Origin of the sequence: Kitasatospora sp. GP30, assembly GCF_029892145.1 — a bacterium.
Lineage (GTDB): Bacteria > Actinomycetota > Actinomycetes > Streptomycetales > Streptomycetaceae > Kitasatospora > Kitasatospora acidiphila.
In genome coordinates, this window is sequence record NZ_JARZAH010000001.1 from 205,282 (window position 1) to 223,056 (window position 17,775).

The 17,775-nt window shown below is 68.3% G+C and carries 16 protein-coding genes and 1 pseudogene; 8 read left to right on the plus strand and 9 right to left on the minus strand.

All coding sequences use genetic code 11. From position 1 onward, the window contains the following. The first annotated feature begins 33 nt into the window (after positions 1-33). Positions 34-594, plus strand: coding sequence for a SigE family RNA polymerase sigma factor (locus P3T35_RS00980; RefSeq protein WP_101380924.1), 561 nt, complete (start codon positions 34-36; stop codon positions 592-594). Continuing rightward, positions 591-1,436, plus strand: coding sequence for a hypothetical protein (locus P3T35_RS00985; protein ID WP_101380925.1), 846 nt, complete (start codon positions 591-593; stop codon positions 1,434-1,436). Before P3T35_RS00980 ends, P3T35_RS00985 begins: the two co-directional genes overlap by 4 nt. Positions 1,437-1,471: 35 nt before the next feature. On the opposite strand, the pseudogene P3T35_RS00990 reads toward P3T35_RS00985, so the two are convergent. Both P3T35_RS00990 and P3T35_RS00995 read right to left on the minus strand, forming a co-directional pair. Beyond that, a pseudogene (locus P3T35_RS00990) lies at positions 1,472-1,591 on the minus strand (12-oxophytodienoate reductase); the annotation flags it as partial. 116 nt (positions 1,592-1,707) lie between these two features. Next, positions 1,708-3,909: a helicase C-terminal domain-containing protein gene (locus tag P3T35_RS00995; protein ID WP_280703956.1), complete on the minus strand. Its 2,202-nt coding sequence runs from the start codon at positions 3,907-3,909 to the stop codon at positions 1,708-1,710. Between the two features lie 856 nt (positions 3,910-4,765). On the opposite strand from P3T35_RS00995, the gene P3T35_RS01000 reads away from it, so the two are divergent. From P3T35_RS01000 to P3T35_RS01020, 5 genes are all read left to right on the plus strand, one after another. After that, positions 4,766-6,460: a carbamoyltransferase C-terminal domain-containing protein gene (locus tag P3T35_RS01000; RefSeq protein WP_101380927.1), complete on the plus strand. Its 1,695-nt coding sequence runs from the start codon at positions 4,766-4,768 to the stop codon at positions 6,458-6,460. Between the two features lie 102 nt (positions 6,461-6,562). After that, positions 6,563-7,585 (plus strand): guanitoxin biosynthesis L-enduracididine beta-hydroxylase GntD, encoded by a 1,023-nt coding sequence (gene gntD, locus P3T35_RS01005; protein ID WP_280703957.1) that lies wholly within the window; start codon positions 6,563-6,565, stop codon positions 7,583-7,585. Positions 7,586-7,702: 117 nt separating this feature from the next. Next, positions 7,703-8,023, plus strand: a complete 321-nt coding sequence (locus tag P3T35_RS01010) for a hypothetical protein (RefSeq protein WP_280703958.1) — start codon at positions 7,703-7,705, stop codon at positions 8,021-8,023. Positions 8,024-8,441: 418 nt separating this feature from the next. Next, on the plus strand, positions 8,442-8,723 hold the full coding sequence (locus P3T35_RS01015; protein WP_218976691.1) for a type II toxin-antitoxin system Phd/YefM family antitoxin: 282 nt from the start codon (positions 8,442-8,444) through the stop codon (positions 8,721-8,723). Positions 8,724-8,726: 3 nt separating this feature from the next. After that, entirely contained in the window at positions 8,727-9,005 is a 279-nt protein-coding gene (locus P3T35_RS01020; RefSeq protein ID WP_101380930.1) for a type II toxin-antitoxin system RelE/ParE family toxin, read from the plus strand. A 92-nt stretch (positions 9,006-9,097) separates the two neighbouring features. Here the strand turns inward: P3T35_RS01020 and P3T35_RS01025 are convergent, their stop codons facing one another. The 4 genes from P3T35_RS01025 to P3T35_RS01040 form a co-directional block, all read right to left on the minus strand. After that, complete coding sequence (locus tag P3T35_RS01025; RefSeq protein ID WP_143676833.1) at positions 9,098-9,526, minus strand: hypothetical protein; 429 nt, start codon at positions 9,524-9,526, stop codon at positions 9,098-9,100. 866 nt (positions 9,527-10,392) lie between these two features. Beyond that, positions 10,393-11,634 carry a hypothetical protein gene (locus tag P3T35_RS01030; protein WP_101380933.1) on the minus strand — a complete coding sequence of 414 codons (1,242 nt, stop codon included), beginning with the start codon at positions 11,632-11,634 and terminating at the stop codon, positions 10,393-10,395. Continuing rightward, positions 11,624-12,208, minus strand: a complete 585-nt coding sequence (locus P3T35_RS01035; protein WP_101380934.1) for a SigE family RNA polymerase sigma factor — start codon at positions 12,206-12,208, stop codon at positions 11,624-11,626. The genes P3T35_RS01030 and P3T35_RS01035 overlap by 11 nt, the downstream gene beginning before the upstream one ends. Before the next feature lie 603 nt (positions 12,209-12,811). Continuing rightward, positions 12,812-13,894 carry a hypothetical protein gene (locus P3T35_RS01040; protein WP_101380935.1) on the minus strand — a complete coding sequence of 361 codons (1,083 nt, stop codon included), beginning with the start codon at positions 13,892-13,894 and terminating at the stop codon, positions 12,812-12,814. 167 nt (positions 13,895-14,061) lie between these two features. Between P3T35_RS01040 and P3T35_RS01045 the strand changes: the two genes are divergently transcribed. Further along, positions 14,062-14,235: a hypothetical protein gene (locus tag P3T35_RS01045; RefSeq protein WP_180356487.1), complete on the plus strand. Its 174-nt coding sequence runs from the start codon at positions 14,062-14,064 to the stop codon at positions 14,233-14,235. Between the two features lie 314 nt (positions 14,236-14,549). On the opposite strand, the gene P3T35_RS01050 is transcribed toward P3T35_RS01045, so the two are convergent. The 3 genes from P3T35_RS01050 to P3T35_RS01060 all read right to left on the minus strand — a co-directional run bounded on the left by P3T35_RS01050 (position 14,550) and on the right by P3T35_RS01060 (position 17,754). Further along, positions 14,550-15,095, minus strand: coding sequence for a hypothetical protein (locus P3T35_RS01050; protein WP_101380936.1), 546 nt, complete (start codon positions 15,093-15,095; stop codon positions 14,550-14,552). Beyond that, entirely contained in the window at positions 15,092-16,186 is a 1,095-nt protein-coding gene (locus P3T35_RS01055) for an XRE family transcriptional regulator (RefSeq protein WP_101380937.1), read from the minus strand. Before P3T35_RS01055 ends, P3T35_RS01050 begins: the two co-directional genes overlap by 4 nt. Positions 16,187-16,665: 479 nt before the next feature. After that, positions 16,666-17,754, minus strand: a complete 1,089-nt coding sequence (locus P3T35_RS01060) for a DUF4041 domain-containing protein (RefSeq protein ID WP_218976692.1) — start codon at positions 17,752-17,754, stop codon at positions 16,666-16,668. Positions 17,755-17,775 lie beyond the last annotated feature (21 nt).

Below are 17,775 nucleotides of genomic sequence, written 5' to 3' on the forward strand. Positions count from 1 at the left end.
GACTCCGCCGCATCTGGAACCTGAGGGAGTGGCGTGCCACAGAGCGAGAGAGAAGCACTGTTCGAGGAGTTCGTGCTGGCCCGCTCCTCGGCGCTGCTGCGCATGTGTCAGCTGCTCACCAACGACCGTGGCCTGGCCGAGGACCTGCTGCAGACCGCGCTGGCGAACTGCTACCGCCACTGGGACCGGGCCAGGTCCCAGGGCAGGGAGGAGGCCTACGTGCGGGCCGCGATCGTCAACACGCACATCGGCAACGCGCGTCGGCGCAGGTTCCAGGAGATCTTCACGCTGCACCTTCCGGAGACCGGTCGCAGCGGTGCGTCGGACGCGATCGACGACCGCGACCTGCTGCGCCGGGTGCTGGCCGGACTGGCTCCGCGCACCCGGGCCGCGGTGGTGCTCCGGCACTACACCGGGCTCACCGAACAGGAGACGGCACAGACGCTCGGCTGCTCGGTGGGCAACGTCAAGCGCCTCGCCTCTCGCGGTCTGCAGCAACTGCGCGCGGCAATGGACCAGCAAGCGATGGGTAAGCAGCAGAGCGCTCCGGCTGGGGACGCCGTGCTTCGGACGTACCAGGGAGCGGCCCGATGAGCGACTCGTTCGAACAGCAGCTGGAAGCGGAACTGGGGGCCATGGCCGAGCAGTTCGAGCTGGCACCGGCCGACTTCCACCAGCGGGTCCGGGCCCGTGTCACCGTCCGGCGGCGCCGTCGTCGGGCGGCCCTCGTCGCGGGTGCCGCGGCCTGCGCCGCGGCCGCCCTGACCGTGACGCTGACCGTCACCGGTGCGGGCGGTGCCGCCCGTACCGTGAGCCCCGCCGCCGACGGGGGCGGTTCCGGCGCCGGCCCGACCGCGACGCCGACGCCGGGCACGCCGTGGTGGCAGCAGAGCGGCACCGCTCCGGCCGCCTCCCCGGTGCTGACGACCTTCTGGGACGCTCGGGGTGCGGGTCCGTACACCGACGTACAGGTGCTGTACCAGCGCCCGCTCGGGAGCCAGTTCCTGCTCATGCTCGCGGGCCAACGACCGGACGGTGAAAGGCGGTTGCTGCTCCTGCTCAGTGACCGGCCGGCCCAGGGCGGCCTGTCCGCCGGCGGACTGCACTTCCTGGCCGACCGGGCCGCTCCCCCCTCACCGGCCGCGCCCATCGGCCTCTCCTACGACGACGGGGCCGGCGCCTCGGCCACCCGCGTCATGACCGTCCTGGCCCCGCCCTGTGCCGGCCAGCGGCGGCTCGGTCTCAGTTCCGGCGAGCCGCTCACCTGGATCGGGGACACCCCGGACACCCTGCGGGTCGTCAAAGCGGTCCCGGCCGCCGCCACGGTCCTGGTGCGGTGCGAGGTCCCGGGCAGCGCCAGCAGCTACCGGCTCGTGCCCAGCGGCCCCCCGCTCCTCGGCGGAACCACGGCCCTCTCGCTGTTCGTCGGCGTCTGAGCGGAGATCCCCGACCAGGAGGTCGGGGCTGGTCTCCCATGGAGCGGGGCGCCCTCGCCCATGAAGCCGCGGATGAAGTCTCCGTCGAGGCCGACCGAGCCGACGGTAATGGTGGGCCTGCCGGTCGGCTTCTTGGTCCAACCCGCCAGGTTCAGCCGTTCTGACCTGCTGCGGAGCCGAGCACAGAGCAGCATGTGAACCGTGCTGTACGTCGGCGAATGAGACCACGACCGAGACCAGAGTGCCGGGTGTCCCTTCCTCGCTCGGCGGGCTACGCGGGCATCACCCCGTGGATACGGGACAGGGTGAACACGCGCTCGTCGTTCCGCAGATGGCACCAGGCGTGGAGGTAAGGCGGGTCCAGTTCGAGCCGGGCGAGGGTGCGGACAGTCGCGTTGCCCGACGTCGCGACGTACTCGATCGTGACGGCCTGACCGTCGTTGACGGCATGGGCCAGCTGGCGGACGTCGGTGAACGACAGATTGCGCGCGTACCCGGCGATGATCTCCTCGGTGTCACTGTCGTAAGGGCGTCCGTCGTACGGGTCGGGCTCCGGAACGTCCTGCGGGGCGCCCCGGAGCTGGGTGGCGAGGGCACGCAGGTCGACGGCCGTCCGGGAGCCTGTGGTGTGGGCCTCCGTGCGCTGCGTGCGGGACCTGCCACCGGGTAGGCGCGGGGGCGGAACGGGGCTTGCCGCGCGGTGGCGCCGGGCCGGTTCGATCCGGACGGACCCGTCGGGCTTCTCGGCGACGGGGGCGTAGCCTGCGGCTCGCAGTGCCGCGAGCGTCTTGTCCGCTGGCATCCGGCTGATCAGTACCGTCGGTGCCAGCTGCCGCAGGCCGAGTTGGGCGAGCTTGCGGTGGGCGACCAGTTCCGCCAGGAGAGCGGGCTCCGCACCGTGGATCACACAGGCTGCGGAGACGACGCGCACCCGGCCGTGGCTGCGCGCGGTGTCGTGAATCAGGTACGAGAGCGGCTGGGGAAGCGACTCGACGGCGACGGCGGCCAGGTCGGCCGTGAGGGCATCGGGGGTGAGGCCGGCGTCGAGGGCGCGGCGGACGCTTCCCGGGCTGAACCGCCATACGGACGCCGCACCGGCGGCCTCCCGGTCCGCGACGGAGTCCAGCAGTGCGAGGAGGTGCGCCGACGGCGTCCCGGCGACCACGGCCGTGAGATCGCTGCCGAAGCGGGCGGTCCCGCTGGCGGCGGGCAGCAGCCGCCGGCAGGCATCGGCCAGGGCCTCGGCGTCGTCGGCGAGCAGGGCGGCCCCGATCGGGGACACGGCCCCGAGAGCGAGTGCGCCGAGCAGTTCCGTCTCCCGGATCAGGGTGGCGAACGACGTTGCGTCCTGGGGGAGTTCGTCGACGAGCGGGCGTAGCCAGCCGAGTAGCACCCCCAGGTCCGCCGAGTTCGCCGCGCCTTCACCGGCCGGGAGCTGCGACGCGGCCGTGAGCAGCCCGTGCCGGGCCTGTACGCAGCCTTCGCAGGGCGGTGCCCCGGCGAGCGCCGGCAGAGCCTTCCCGTCCTCGTCGCGGCTCCCGCCGGGGGTCAGCGGGAGCGCCCACCACGCCCGGAGCAGCACGGCGAGTTGGTCGGCCGGTTCCTGCTCGGCCCAGGTGTCGTAGGACGCGGTCGCCGCGACCCGGTCGCCGTCCCGGGCCAGCAGCCCGGCCGCGCTCGCCGCCTCCAGCACGAGGCGCACCACGAGCTCGTCGCACTGCGCCGCCTTGCCGATCCGGGACAGCTCGCGGGCGCCGATCCCGCCGGCCTTGAGCCGGGCCGGTGGAGCGGCGGCGCACACCCCGAGGACGGACACGGCGTGGGCGGCGAACGCCATCGCGGCGGCTGTGGCTTCCCGGTCGACGTCCGAGGCGGTGGCAGGCACCGACCGTACGCCGGGCGGGACGGGTGCGAACGGGGCGTGCCAGTCGGAGCCGCGTAGTGCGAGTGCCACCTCCGCGGGCATCCGGGCCGGCCCGTACCGGTGCCGGTCCCGGACCAGCAGCCCCCGATCGAGCGCCCATTGTTCGCCGGGCTTGGAGTCGGCTTGCACAGTTCCGAACACGATGAAGCCCGGTCGCTCCGGAGCCGCACGGGCCCGCCGCTCAAGGAGTTTCCGGGCGGGTGCGGGCGCCTTGGCCACCAGCGCGGCGACTCGAGCAGGGTCACTGTGATGGTCGACCAGCGCCGCCAGCCGCATCTCTTTCCTGTTGGCGGCGGGTTTGACGTCGAGTTTCGCCAGTATCCGGCCCAGCTCGTCGGAGTTCGAGCCCGCGAGCAACTGCACGAGCGGTGCGTCGAGCCCCAGGGGCGAGTCCCACGCGTTCCGCAGCGGCGCCGCCATGTGCAGCAGGCCGTCGCCGTCCGGCCACACCAGAGCGCGGTCGGCCAGCGCCTCCAGGGCGGCATCCAATCCGCGGGCGCGGTCACCGTGCGTCGCGGCCAGGAGGCCTGCCAGATCGTCCCGTGACATGGCCGGCAGTGCGGCGACGACCTCCGCCACCTGTAGGCACGGCAGCGCGAGCCGGGGCAGGACCAGCGCCACTGACGCCGGGCGCTGAAGACGGTCTGCCAGTTCCCCGACCGACCGCGGTTCCGGAGCCGACGCGGCGTCCGGGCGCGCCGCCAGGACCCGTTCCAACTCGGCCTCATCGAGACCGCGCAGCCATGCGGCCAGTGCCGATCCGCTCTTCTTACTGATGGGGACACCTCGCCAATCAGGAGGATAGCCGGGCCCTGCCGCAACCGGCCGGAGCACAAGGATGGCGTACCAAGGGGGCGGGTGCGACGAACGCCCGGACAGCATGGCTGTCCGGGCCTTCGTTTGCCCAGCTGGGCAGAGGCGGAGGATACGAGATTCGAACTCGTGGGGGCCCCGACACGGTTTCCCGTTCTGCGCAGCGCTGTTCGGCACGATCCGTACACGTTCTGACCCGCGGCTTTCCGGCCATTTGGATGGCGGCTGAACCCGTCTGAACGGTGATGAACGAGACCAAAACTGAGACCACGCGCGGGGCTGGTGCTTGGTGCTAGAGGACGCGTCGGAGGGCGGTGCTGGTGCCGCGCCAGGGGCGCTGGGCGAGCCGCCGCCCCTCGTGCTCCAGGCGCTACCGGGGCGACACCTGTTGTCGAGTTAGGCGCGGGGCCGCTCCGGGGGTGTCCGTGACTAGGTGTCGGCTCGACCCGCCGGCCGAATCGGCGTGTCCAACGTCTTGTCACGGGGGTCATATCGCATGGAGCATGGCCTTCCTGGCGTTGTGGGATTTCCTTGACCGGGCCCGGACTCCAGCTGTCCTGCCCGGACGAGGGCCGAATGTGGAGGGGGCCATGTGAACGTCCTCGGTATCAACTGCGTATTCCACGAGTCATCGGCCGCTCTTATCGTGGACGGGAATGTGATCGCAGCTGCAGAGGAGGAACGTTTCAATCGCATCAAGCACGGAAAGCCGGCTCTGGTGTCGAATGCCGATGCTCTGCCCAGTTGCGCGATCGCCTTCTGCCTGCAGCAAGCGAGCATCGAGCCCGAGGAGATCGACCTCGTGGCGGTGGCATTCGACCCCCAACTCCGCCGTGAAACGTTTCAGGTCGACCCTCTCAGCGTCGACGGCGACTGGGGCAGTGCCCGGGGGGAGGCCCTGTTCCAAACAAGCCTGGCGCGCATACCCGAGCGTATTTCCGACCTGCTGGGACTCGACTGTGCAGCGATGGTTCGCTGGATTCCTCACCACGTAGCCCACGCCGCCTCTGCGTACTACCCCTGTGGCGATGACGAGGCGGCCGTTCTCGTTGTGGACGGAATCGGGGAATCGGCAACAGCGCTGTTGGGTGCCGGTAAGGGAAGGCTGATCGAGCCCCTGGGAGACCTGCGCTACCCGCACTCGGTCGGTTTCGTCTGGGAGAAGCTCAGCGCGTATCTCGGCTTCAGCCCCTATGACGCCTCGAAGGTCATGGGTCTCGCACCCTACGGCGACCCGCGCACATATACCTCCGCATTCGCTGAAATCGTCGGGGAGGGCCCCGAACCGGAGGTCCGCGTCGGCGCCTTCGAGTTTCGACTCCCGGGCTTTGAAGCACTCGAACAGCACTTCGGCCCACGTCGCCTGCCTGGTGAACCGCTCGACCGGCGTCACATCGACTTGGCCGCCACACTGCAGAGCTGGAACAACCGGACGATTCTCGGGCTCGCTGAACGGACCCACCGACTCCACCCGGCGGAGACGCTGTGCTTTTCCGGTGGCGTGGCGCTGAACTGCACGACCAACTGGTTGCTCAAGGAAGAGGGCCCCTTCTCGCGAGTATTCATACCTTCCGCGCCTCATGACGGTGGGACGGCCATCGGTGCGGCGTTCGCGGCGTTCCATGCGTCTGGTGGGTCGCTTCCCAAGCCATCGACCACTTCCTGTGAGTACGCCGGTCCGGAGTACGGTGACGAACAGATTCTTGCGGCCTTCGCTCAGGCAGGTGTCACCTCGCACCGCAGCCCTGATATCGCTCGCGAGGTGGCCAGGAGGCTTGCCGGCGGCGAGGTGGTCGGCTGGTTCCAGGGCCGGATGGAGCTCGGCCCCCGGGCGTTGGGCAACCGCTCGCTGCTGGCTGATCCGCGTGATCCCGACATGCGGGACATGCTGAACGTCAAGGTCAAACACCGGGAGGCGTTCCGGCCCTTTGCTCCGAGCGTGCTGGCCGAGCGCGCGAGGGACTGGTTCGACCTGGGACGGGACTCGGAGAGCTTCCATTTCATGCTCTTCACCTGTCCGGTGCTCCCCGCGATGGCATCCCGCATTCCAGCCGTGGTGCACGTGGACGGCACCTCGCGGGTCCAGACCGTCTCCGCCGACATCAACCCTCGCTACCACCGGCTCATCTCCGAGTTCGACGAACTGACGGGGGTTCCCATGGTGCTCAACACGTCATTCAACGACAGCGAGCCGATTGTCTGCACGCCTGCCGATGCGCTGGCAACGTTCCTGGGCACGCGCATCGACGCCGTCGCGATCGGTGATCACCTGGCCACGCGTGCCTGACCGGCCGATGAATGCCCGAAGCCGGACGGTCAGGAACTTCCGCCGCCAGAAAGGAATCCGGTGATCCCCAGCCAGGCAGACCAAGTGGAACCCGCTGAGCCAGTGCGGGATCCGGGGCCGTCGCGCTTCTCGCTCACCCCGCAGGAGGTGGGCCAGGTCCGGGATGCGGTTACCGCTCTGGCCGGCGAGGTCACTTCCCTCGCCCTGGAACAGAGCACCGAGGTGTTCCGGGCCGTCCCGGCCGCTGCCCGGCAGCTGCCGGAGCGACTGCTCGGCTTCCTGGAGGCGTTCCGTCGTGAGGAGCCCGCCGGCGGCTTCGTGCTGAGCGGCTGGGCGGTCGACGACGCCGGCCTGGGGCGAACGCCCACTCACTGGCGAACGCTCCCAGAGGCGGAGAACGGGACGCTGGCCCACGAGCTCTACCTGGTACTGGTGGCGTCGGTCCTGGGAGACGTCTTCTCGTGGAGCACTGTGCAGGACGGCAGGCTCGTGCAGGACCTCCTGCCCGTGCGCGGGGAGGAGCTGGACAAGAGTGCCGGCAGCAGTGCCAGCGTCCTTGATCTTCACAGCGAGGACGCGTTCTCACCCCTGCGCTGCGACTACCTGGGCCTGCTCTGCCTGCGCAACGACGACCGGGTCCCGACGGTGTACGCACCGGTCGACCGGGTCGCTCTCACCAGTGAGCAACGACGGATACTCGCCGAGCCACGGTACGTTCTGACCCCGGACGAGGAGCATGTGCGGCGTGCCGCCGAGCGCGGCGAGCGCCCCCCTGTGCCACCGCGCACCGGAGTGCTGTTCGGCGATCCGTCTGCGCCCTACCTGGTCTTCGACGAGTACTTCATCGAGACCGATCCCGAGGACGAGGAGGCACGCGCGGCTCTGGCCGCCCTCACCAGCCAGCTGCAACGCCACCGCAGTGAGATCCCGCTCGCCCCCGGTGAGCTCCTCATGGTTGACAACTACCGTGCTGTGCACGGACGTCGGCCGTTCCAGGCTCGCTACAACGGAAGAGACCGCTGGCTGAAGCGGGTCAGCGTGACGCGGGATCTCCGCAGGTCCCGGGCTGCCCGGACGGCCGTGGGATCGCCGGTGGTGATCACGGGACTCGCAGCTCTGGCCTGAGCAGAGTCGGGGACCCGGACGGCGGTTGAGGTGCCCCGCGGAACGTGGACACCGGCGGGGGAGAAGACCACGAACCAGTCACTGCCGGAGCCGTCCCGCATCGATGCCATTTCTGGTGTGGCAACACTGGCTCGAGGGCCGCACCGAGGAGGAGCCGATCATGAGCACTCCCTCCCGACTCTGCCCCGGCCGCCGAGCCGTCTTGGCGAACCGCATCCCCTGCGGACGATCCGGGAGATCAGGGAGTCCCTGCCCGCGGATCAAGTCGAGCATTTCGATGCCGAACTCGCTGATGCCGACATCGACGCTCTTCCGGCCATGCTCCATCGCTGGGCGACCCTCGGGAGCGACAGGTTCTTTGAACGGCTCCTGTCGGCACCTTTCGAAGGGCTGGAGTTCGGGCAGCGCTCCTACGATGACGCGGCGGACGGCGAGTGATCTACCTGCTCGACACCAACGTGGTCGCCGAGATCACCACTCGGCCCAAGCCGGCCCCGGCGGTCGTCGCATGGGGGCGAACTGAAACCAGAACTGAGACCACGGAACGACGAAGGACCCGGCCGCAGTGCGGCCGGGTCCTTCGTCTGCCCTGGCGGGCGGGTGCGGAGGATACGAGATTCGAACTCGTGAGGGGTTGCCCCCAACACGCTTTCCAACTGTTCGTCCGGCCGTTCAGGGGTGGGTGCAGGCGTTCTGACCTGCGCCGAAGCGGCATGCCAACTGGCTTCCGAACGGCGTCGGACGGGGGTGAATGCAACCAAAACTGCAACCACTCCAGGCTTGGCGTCGTCCGTGCCCCGCCGGGGAGTGCTGCTACTAAGGGGCGGCATAGATGTACATCTGCTACATTTGTTGCATGAGTGAGCCGGTGATCGAATCCATGGCCGAGGTCCGCAGTCACCTTGCGGACGTCCTCGACCGCGCGCGTCGGGACGAGACCCCGACGATCATCACGCGGCGCGGCAAGCAGGAAGCCGTAGTGATCGACATTCGCGAATATCAGCATCTGCGCGAGCTGGCGGAACAGGCCGAAGAGGCATGGCTCAACCGGTTGGCCGACGAGGCGGAGGCCGAAGGCTCCGGGGGATCGGTATCGCTCGAAGAGATGGCCGCAATGCTCCGCGCACACCACACCTGATCCATGGGCTACGTCACGCGGTTCACGCCGCATGCCCAGCGGGACATGCTCAAGATTCCCCGGCCCGATGCTCTGCGGATCTTCTATCGCCTCACCGAACTGCAGAAGGCCCTCGATGAGGGCGACACCACTGCCTTCGACATCAAAGCCCTCCAAGGGCACAGCTCGAGGTGGCGTCTCAGGATCGGGGACTATCGCGTTGTGTACACCATCGAGAACGGTCAATTGATCGTTTGGGTCATGACCGTCGGCAACCGCCGCGACGTCTATCGCAATCTGTAGACGTCGCGACATAGTTCAGCTGTGAGGGCTCGGACGGATCGGCCTGAGCCCTGCGGAGATGCTGTGCTCGCCGCGCCGGAGGCGTCGTTCGTTCAATCCGCGGTCAGGGGCGCACGGTTGAGGAGATAGTGCATCACGGCTTCGGGGATCGCTGGGTTCGCGGCAGCGGAGGTGGCCGTGCCGGCATCGTGCAAGAGCGCGGACAGGACGCGCGTGGGCAGGCGCCGGTCGACCGTTGCGGCTTCTCTGACGAACGGCTGGGGGTCGTCGAGCAGGCGAATGCCGGATGCAGCGGAGAGGCGCTCGTTCCGTAGTGAGTGCCAGTGGACGCCGGAGTCGGTGTCCCGGCTCAGCCGTTCCACCAGCTCCGCCGTCGACGCCGGATCGTAGAGGGCGAGCTGCCGCGGGGAGGGGTGGGCGTGGTCCGCGTAGTAGAGGGTGTTCTGCCGGGGGAAGTTGGGGTGCTCGACGGCAGAACGGAAGCGGGGGCGGCGGGGTTCCTGGCGAGCCCATCGCGCCATTCCTGACGCAGCCTTGACGAGGCGGTCGGCCGCCGCAGCACCGCGTCCCAGCCAGCCTCCCGCTCCTCAACGCTCTCCGAGGCCCGCGCCTCCGCCGACGCCTCCAGCCAGGCGGTGAACCGCTCGATGGCGATGAGCCACCCCGAGTGCTCCTCGGTGGTGGCCCCGAGCACGCTCTCCCCGTTCACGGACATGGCAACGAACTCCGGTTGGCCCGGCTCGGTGCCCAGCACCCCGGCGAGGTCCGCCTGCTCCGACAGTCTCACTCTCGTCCAGCGGGAACGCCCGCAGCGGTCGCGGCCCTGGCCGGCGACGCTGATCAGGAACTCCGGTCGCGTCGGTCACCGCATGCTCGACCGCAAGTCGGTGCCACCGCCGGTTCAATTCCGCCACCAGGTCGGGATCGTCGCTCGGTACGGCGACCATGGGTTCCACATTCCCGGCGATCACCGGCCGCCACCGGCCTCGCGCGACGCAGCAACTCGGTCAGCGCGTTCTCCCCACCCGTCATGTCGGCCATCCTCCCCATGATCGCGGGAGTCGAGTACGACTCCCGCACCTGGCGGTGCAGGGCACTACGCCGCACGAAAGAGAGCGGAACTCGTGAAATGCCCGAATAAACGTAACCAAAACTGCTACCGGAGCCCGCCGACGAGCCGGACCACCATGTGGTCCGGCTCGTCGTTTTTCCTGTTCAGGCAGTGCGGAGGATGCGAGACTCGAACTCGTGAGGGGCTGCCGCCAGCCCGCTTTCCAATTCTCCTCGGCGCCGTCCGGGGGCGTTCATACGCGTCCGACCTATGGTTTCCCGCCGCGCGGGGGGATGAGACCCGACTGAACGGCGATGAACGAGACCAGAACTTCCGTTAGCGCCAGGCTGCGTTGATGACGATGGCTTTGAGCTGCTCTGGGCTGAGCGCCGGGGCGCCGGGTCGGGCCGTGTAGCCGTTCTCCCCGTTCCATTCGGAGATGGAGACATGACGGCCGTCCGGGGAGTACACGTCAGCCGTCCAATGCAGGATCGGATCGGTCGCGGTCTTGCCGTTGCCGAAACGGTTGGTGACCACGAGGGTCCCGTCGGGCAGTTTTTCGCGCACCTCCAACGGGGCCGCGGGGCTGGCCTCGACAGACTTCTCCTCGTCCCTGCCTCGCGCCGACGCTGGCTCATCGCTCACCTGAACCATGCTGGTACGCCCGTCCAGCGTCACTGTGAGGTCCGGCCGGTTTGAACCGTCGGCAGGGGATGACGTGGCCCCAGTCGGCAGCAGGGGCACCAGCTTGGCGAGCAACTCGGTCGCGCTCGGGCCGGCTGCGGGGGGCGGCGCGGACGCCGGGGAGGCGTTCGTGGGGGCGTTCTTCAGCAGAGGCAGAGCCGAGAAGATCCGCTCCCAGGCCGGAGCGGTGATGAACGCGGTGAGTTGTTCGGCGCTGAGTGGCGGGTTCTCCCGGTTCTTTGCGGCCGGCTGTCCGTTGTACTCGATGACTGACACCCGGCGTCCATCGGGAGCCGCCCAGGTGGCGCGCCACTCCCGGCCCCCGGGCGTGTGATCGGACCGCAGCTTGTCGATCACTACCACCGATCCGTCCGGCAGCGTGGACCGGTTGCAGGAGTCCTGGGGCATGCTGAACCCGTCCATGCAGACGGCGCCCCTCTCGGGTGTCAGATCCGTCCGGTCAGCGGTGTACGTGAAGATGCTCGCCCCGGAGCCGTCGTCGAACAGAAGCGTTCCGCCGGTCCTGTACTCGTGTCCCGGCAGCGTACCCTCACCTGTGCCGCCCGCGTCCAGCACCGTTGCCTTCCCCGGCGGCAACAGACCCGTGACGAGGGCGACCACCTCGTCCTTCGACATCTTCGACACCTCCGTCGACGTCGTGCTGCTCGGGCCGACGGCACCGATCGGGTCGCCCAGCGCCATGAAGCCGCCCGTCCCGACGAGTACCAATGTCGCGAGGCCGCTCGCCACCGCAGTGCGCCGACGGCGGCGCCAGCGGCGGCCGTGCTCCTTGGCGCCGACCGTGAGGAGGTGGGTCAGCGGTTCGGGTGTCAGCTCGGCCGCGTCGCGAAGGGCGCAGCTGAGGTCGTTCTCGAAGTCGTGGTCAGTTGGCATTGCGCAGCACCGCCTTGCGGCTGGAGGGGCTCGTAGCAGGGTTCCGGGGCACGGCCGTGTCGAGTTCGTCGTCGAGGAGGATGCGCATACGGGCCAGCGCACGGGTGCTGCGGGAGCGGACGGCGGTGGCACTCAGGCGCAGTGCGGTCGCCGTCTCCTCGACACTGCGGTCCTCCCAGAACCGCAGCACCACAACGGCACGGTCCTTTACCGGGAGTTGGCCCAGCGCCCGCAGCAGCGTCAGCCGCACCGCAGGGTCCGGATCGTCGACGGCGACATCGGGGAACTCAGCGGTAACCCGCTCGGAAGTGCTGCGCCGTCTGCGGTAGGAGAGGAAGGTGTTGGCCAGGACGGTCTGCGCGTATCCGCTCGGGTTCTCGAGCCGTGAGATCCTGTGCCACTTCACGAAGATCCGGCCCAGCGCCTCCTGCGTGAGGTCCTCGGCGAGGTACACGTCACCGCCGGTCAGCAGGAATGCGGTCCGCAGCAGTTGTCGCCCGCGGGAGGCGACGAAGTCCGGGAACTCCGGAGGCCGATGTCCGGCCGGAGCGTCCGTACTCGATGATTCATCCATACCTTGGTAACGCCCTTGCCCATCCGTTGTGTGGCAAAAAGCCCGGAGCGCACCGCGGGCGCTCTGCCACGCGCGTGGGTCGGTCCTGCTCAACGGCTGTCCCCGTCGGACTCGTCAGGCCAGCCGCGGCAGCGCGACCAGCCGGGGAGTGGTGACGCTGCCCGGCATCGCCAGTACCGCCACGGTCCTCCGGATGAGACCACGGAAAGGCCAGGGGCGTCAGGCGAAAGAGCCAGAACCTGCAACTGAGACCAACTGAGACCACGAGACGACGAGGGCCCCGACCGCGGAGCGGTCGGGGCCCTCGTTTGCCCAGTGGGCAGAGGCGGAGGATACGAGATTCGAACTCGTGAGGGGTTGCCCCCAACACGCTTTCCGATTCTCTTGAACGGGGTCCGCCTGGGTTCACACTGGTCCTGACCTGCGGCGGAGTAGGCCATCGGGTGGCGGCTGAATCCGGCTGGACAGGGATGAACGAGACCAGAACTGAGACCAGCGAGCTATCGCCTCCAGCTGGTTCGGCAGCGCCGCGCCCGCGTGGGTCCTTGGCCGTGCCGAGGGTTGACTGCCTCCGCTCGTCGTCTAGGACTCCCGACCGCAGCATCAGGAGGTAGGGGTCGGGTACAAGGTGACGTGGACCAGCGCGGAGACGGCATTGGTGTGGGAGGCGTTCGCCCCGAGGCTGACGACCCGCTCGGGGGACGGCTCGGCGGGGTGGGCGCGGGCGGGGTCGTACTGGGCCGACGTGTCGCCCCAGGTGTGCTCCTCGGAGAGACCCGTGTCGCCGAGGACGAGCTCCACTTGGACCGTTGCGATACCGGCCCCGCGCATGGTGACGAATCCCGACGTGTTGAGGACGAACGCCGCCCAGACGAGCTGGCAGGTCTGATTCGAGCTCTCCATCACGTAGACGAAGCCGAGGACCTCTTTGTTGTCGGGCGTCATGACCGTCGTCTTGCCATCCGAAGCTGGGAAGCCGCTGGAAAGGCAGATGCCGCTGACCTGGGCGCCATCATGGCCCGGGCTTTTGGGCACACCGGCGGGCATCTGTACCAGGCCGGTGGCCCCCTTCAGCGCCGTCGGCCAAGGCTGGAGCGCGCTGGTGGCTGCTGGGGAAACACTGGAGGCGGGCCTGCCGGCCGAGCGGCCCGCCGGACCGCCCAGCAGGTTGGTGCTGAGCACCCCCGCAGCCACGGCCACGGGAACCAGGGCGCCCGCAATCACCACGGGCCGACGGGACGCCCTGCGGGGCCACAGCCTGGCGAGTAAGCCGAGGGGACGGCCAGCCTGCCCGTCGGGCTCCTCAGACTGATCGTCAGACCGCTCATCGGCCAGTTCCCCGTGCTCCGACTCGTCATCAGACCCGGTGCCCGGGGCGGAAGAGCCAGGCGCGGTGCCGGTCAGTTTCACCAGCCACAGCTTCACATCAGTATCGCTCTCGGGGAGCGGAACGCCCTTCTCAGTCGCGAACGCGGCACAGGCGTCGACCAGCGCGACGAGCTGCGACCCACTCACAGCGGTCTTCCCGGTGAGCTTGTCGCCGATCGTGCTCGGGCCCATCGGCTTTCCGGACCCCGCCTTCATCAGCTCCGCTAGCTCGTCGTAGGTGGGGTCGCCCGCCATGGCGCGCAGCTTTCGCAGCTCCCCGGCGAGCCACTTCCGGTGCTGATATTTCTGATCCCCCACGCTGGCAGACCCTTCATCATGTCCGGGGACGGCCGGATCCGACCGGGGTCGTCCGCCGCCGTCCGCCGCCGTCCGCCGCCGTCCGCAATGGTCAGATCCTCCCGCATCGGGGCCCTTCGATGGAGGCAAATGCCCGGAAACAGCCGGGCCTCGGCAGGAGGTTCCCCGTGCCTGATCTCTTCCACCTCGGAGTGGCCGCCGTGTGCAGCGGCGGCGCCGTCTACGCCCTGACCATCGCCGTCGTGGCAGTGTCCGCAGCACTGTCCGGTGCCCCAGACAAGCGCTCCGACGCCCGCAGGGTCCTGTCGCTGCTGCTGTCACGGCTGACCCGCCGACCGTGAAGCCGGCAACCAGCGGCGAGCCCCGGGCTGTGAGCTGAGAGCACGAGACGACGAAGGCCCGGACCGTCGGAACGGTCCGGGCCTTCTGCCGGCGGAGGATACGAGATTCGAACTCGTGAGGGGTTGCCCCCAACACGCTTTCCAACTGTTCGTCCGGCTGTCCGGGGACGGCCGTAGGCGTCCTGACCTGCGGCGGAGTGGCCCGATGGGTTGCGTCCGGACTCAGCTGGACGGGGGTGAATGCAACCAAAACTGCAACCATGAGTCCCAAGCGGTTGTGTGAGTGAGTCCAGTGCGATGCGCCGGCTCGGCGATCAGAGCAGCCCCATCCGTTGCCCCCAAGCGAGGAACCCACCCGGCCCGAACGGGTAGCGGGCTCCGGTGCCGGCGAGCGCATCAGCGAACGCGTTCGCGGCGTACTCGGTAACCCGGTCTTCCTTCAGCGCCTCGGCAAGGACGCGAAGTGATCCCTGGACCGGAAGGCCGTGCTTCTGGGCCGCACGGCGAGCATCGGCATCGTCGATCACCGCGGTGCCACCGTGGACCTCGGCCCAGGCGAGTACCGTTGCTTCTCCCTGGTTGGAGCGTTCGCCTGAGACCACCGCCATCCAGCGGACCAGCGCTCCCAGTTCGTCGAGGCCGTCGACGTGGACAACTTCCAGCCAGTCGAGGCCGGAGATGTCCAGGTTGGCGTGGATGAGTTCGTGAACAACCGTCGCGGTCGTGATGTTGCGGCGGGTGACGCCCTGCCACTCCCGGGCGAAGTCCGCCAGGAGGTCAATGCGATCAGCCTTGATCGCATGGAACAGGGGTGAGGTATCCCAAACCAGAGCGGGTGCGCTCTGCACGGCGGCGGTCACGGTGCGGGTTCCTCCAGCGCACGCAGCGGCAACTCGTCGATCCCGATGGCGCCGTGCAGCAACTCCACCGCTCGAGGGCCAGTCACGGCACCGTTGCCCCAGGCATCGAGGACGGCCTTGCGCCACTGCGGACCGGTGGTGCCGACGGTCAGGTCCTCGGTGGGCTCTCCTCCGTACACGGCGAGGAGATCGCCACGGGTGGGGGTACTGGCGCGCAGTTGGCGTGCCTCCAGGCCCGAGACAAGCCCAAGCCTGATGGCCTTGCGTACGACGACTCCCCAGGAGACCCGGTACCGGGCCGCGATCTCAATGAAGAAGCTCCGCGGCTCGGTGTCCTGCGCTCGCTGTCTCCACGCCTCTTGAAGGTCTGCGTCTGGCATCAGGAACTCGTCGGCAATCCGGTCAATGAGCTCTTCCCGCTCGTCTCGACCGGCCGCGACCGATAGATCTGAGTGGTACTCATCTTGGAGCAGGTGGTGCCCGAGTTCGTGTGCCCCGGTCCAACGCCGCCGACCAGGGGCGGCTTGGCCGCCCACCACAGCTACTCCGAACCCGTCGAGCAGTAGAGAGGCTCCCTCCCCCTCGGCATCGACGCTGAGGAGGTAGAGCCCGTACTGCTCTGCGATACGGGCGAGCCCGCCTAGTGGTCCGCGGCTCTTTCCAATCGCCGCACGGGCTGTCTGGGCAAGTGAGGCCGGATCGACTGGCCCTTCCGGTCGTACCAGGCTCGTGGGAGGGACGAGGAAGCCTTGCTCGATCAACCACTGGGCGTCCCGCGCATGCGCCTCAAGAAGGGCGTCGAAACGGAATCGGGTGCGAGTGGCGTCGTCTGCGTCCTCATCCAGGCCGTGCCGGCGCGAGACCAGCGGGGTGGGTGGGCGCATGACGAAGTGCGCTGCGGGAACGCCCAGTGCTTCTGCGATCTGGAACAGCTCCATGGCGGAGATCTTGCGTTCACCGGACTCGATGCGCACGAGCGCGGTTCGATCCAGGCCGAGCCGCATGGCCAGCTCGCCCTGGTTCACGCCGGCGGCCTGCCTTGCTTCCGCAACCCGCTCGCCGATCTCGTTCCAACTCTCGGCCGTCTTCATGTGTGTGATTTTTGCACATCTGGCCCGCAGGCGCCCGGGATCGTTGAGCTATGAGCTGGATGATCAAGAGGCAGTGGGGTGAAACATGTATAAATGTCCGATATAAGTGCAATCAAAGCTGCAACCGCAGAACGACGAAGGACCCGGCCGCAGTGCGGTCGGGTCCTTCGTCTGCCCTGGCGGGCGGGTGCGGAGGATACGAGATTCGAACTCGTGAGGGGTTGCCCCCAACACGCTTTCCAATTCTCCCGAACGGGGTACGCCGGCGTTCACGCCCGTTCTGACCTGCGGCGGACACTCTGGCTGGGCGGCGGGTGAACCGGACCGGACCGCAGTGAATGAGACCAAGAATGAGACCAGGATCGGGATCCTGGTTCAGCGACGGTGGGCCTCCGTAGGCCATGGCGATGATGCGAACATCCCAGCCCACCTGATCAGGCCGGGCCCGCTATAGGTAGACAAGGCCCTGCGATCCACGTTCAGCCCTGTTGCGGCCAGCGGCTGCGGCTCTGGAAGTACTCAAGAGCTGTGGGTTCCTCTGTGAACTCGAGCAGGCCGCCTACCCTGTCTGCCAGTAGAGCTCGGACCTCGGACGGTGTGGCGAAGAAGAACTCCCGTCGCGAATTGACGAAGTTGACGCGTCGATCGGCGAACGCCTTGTGGAGCTCCGACTCCAGTGTCACGGCGTCCTCGGAGAAAAATAGGGCATGGACGTCGTACCGGAACGGCACTGAAGCGTCGCCGAGCTCCCGGACGCGGTCCATTGGATCGAGGCGACGGGTCAAGCCGATCTTGACGATGTTCGGACCGAATGCGCCGATGTTCGAGATGACATACACGTAGCCGGCGCGGATATTCGCGATGCGGTAGTCGTTGGCTGCGATGGCCTCTTCGATCTCGGCGAGCCGGTTGGAGAGTTCAGCAGCGGCGGCGTCGTCGCCTTTTCCGCGGAGAGATGCCAGGACGCCGATGTAGTGAGATCTCTCCTTTTCGAGCCGCTCCTTCTCGGCCGCCAACTCCTGTTCAGCCTGGCGCTGTTCGCGGAGGAGCTGTCGCTCCTGGCGTGCGTGTTCGCGCTCTTCCTGCACCTTCATCTGGAAGTCAGCGGTCAGCTCGAGCTCGGCGACTCGCAGGGCGTGATACTCGGGGTTTATTCGCATCTCCATGATTGCCCCGAGCTTCTCGATCGCCGCGACCGCTGACTCCAGCCGCTTCTGGGCGGTGCGTACGTTCCCCGACCTCAGCGAGCGCACGCAGTTTTCGGCCTCGGCGTTGTAGGCCCGTAGCATCAACTTGGACAGATCGCCGACAAGTTTCCGTCCTTGAGCCAGAGATCCGTCGAAGGTGAACAGGTCGGCGGCGAGGATCGCGCGCTTGCTCTTGATGACGTCGTCGATCTGGCTTTCGAGACTGCGTAGCCGGTCCTTGTAGGCCGCCGCGCTTTCCAGAGGATGGTGGTAGCGGTAGATGCCGACGTCTTGCAAAGCGCGCTGGTCGCTGAGATCGATCAGGCCGGCGCCACTTTGCGTGGCCGAGAGCGCCCGTTCGAGATCGGCGATTCGGGCCAACAGCGGCGCGGGGTCGACTGC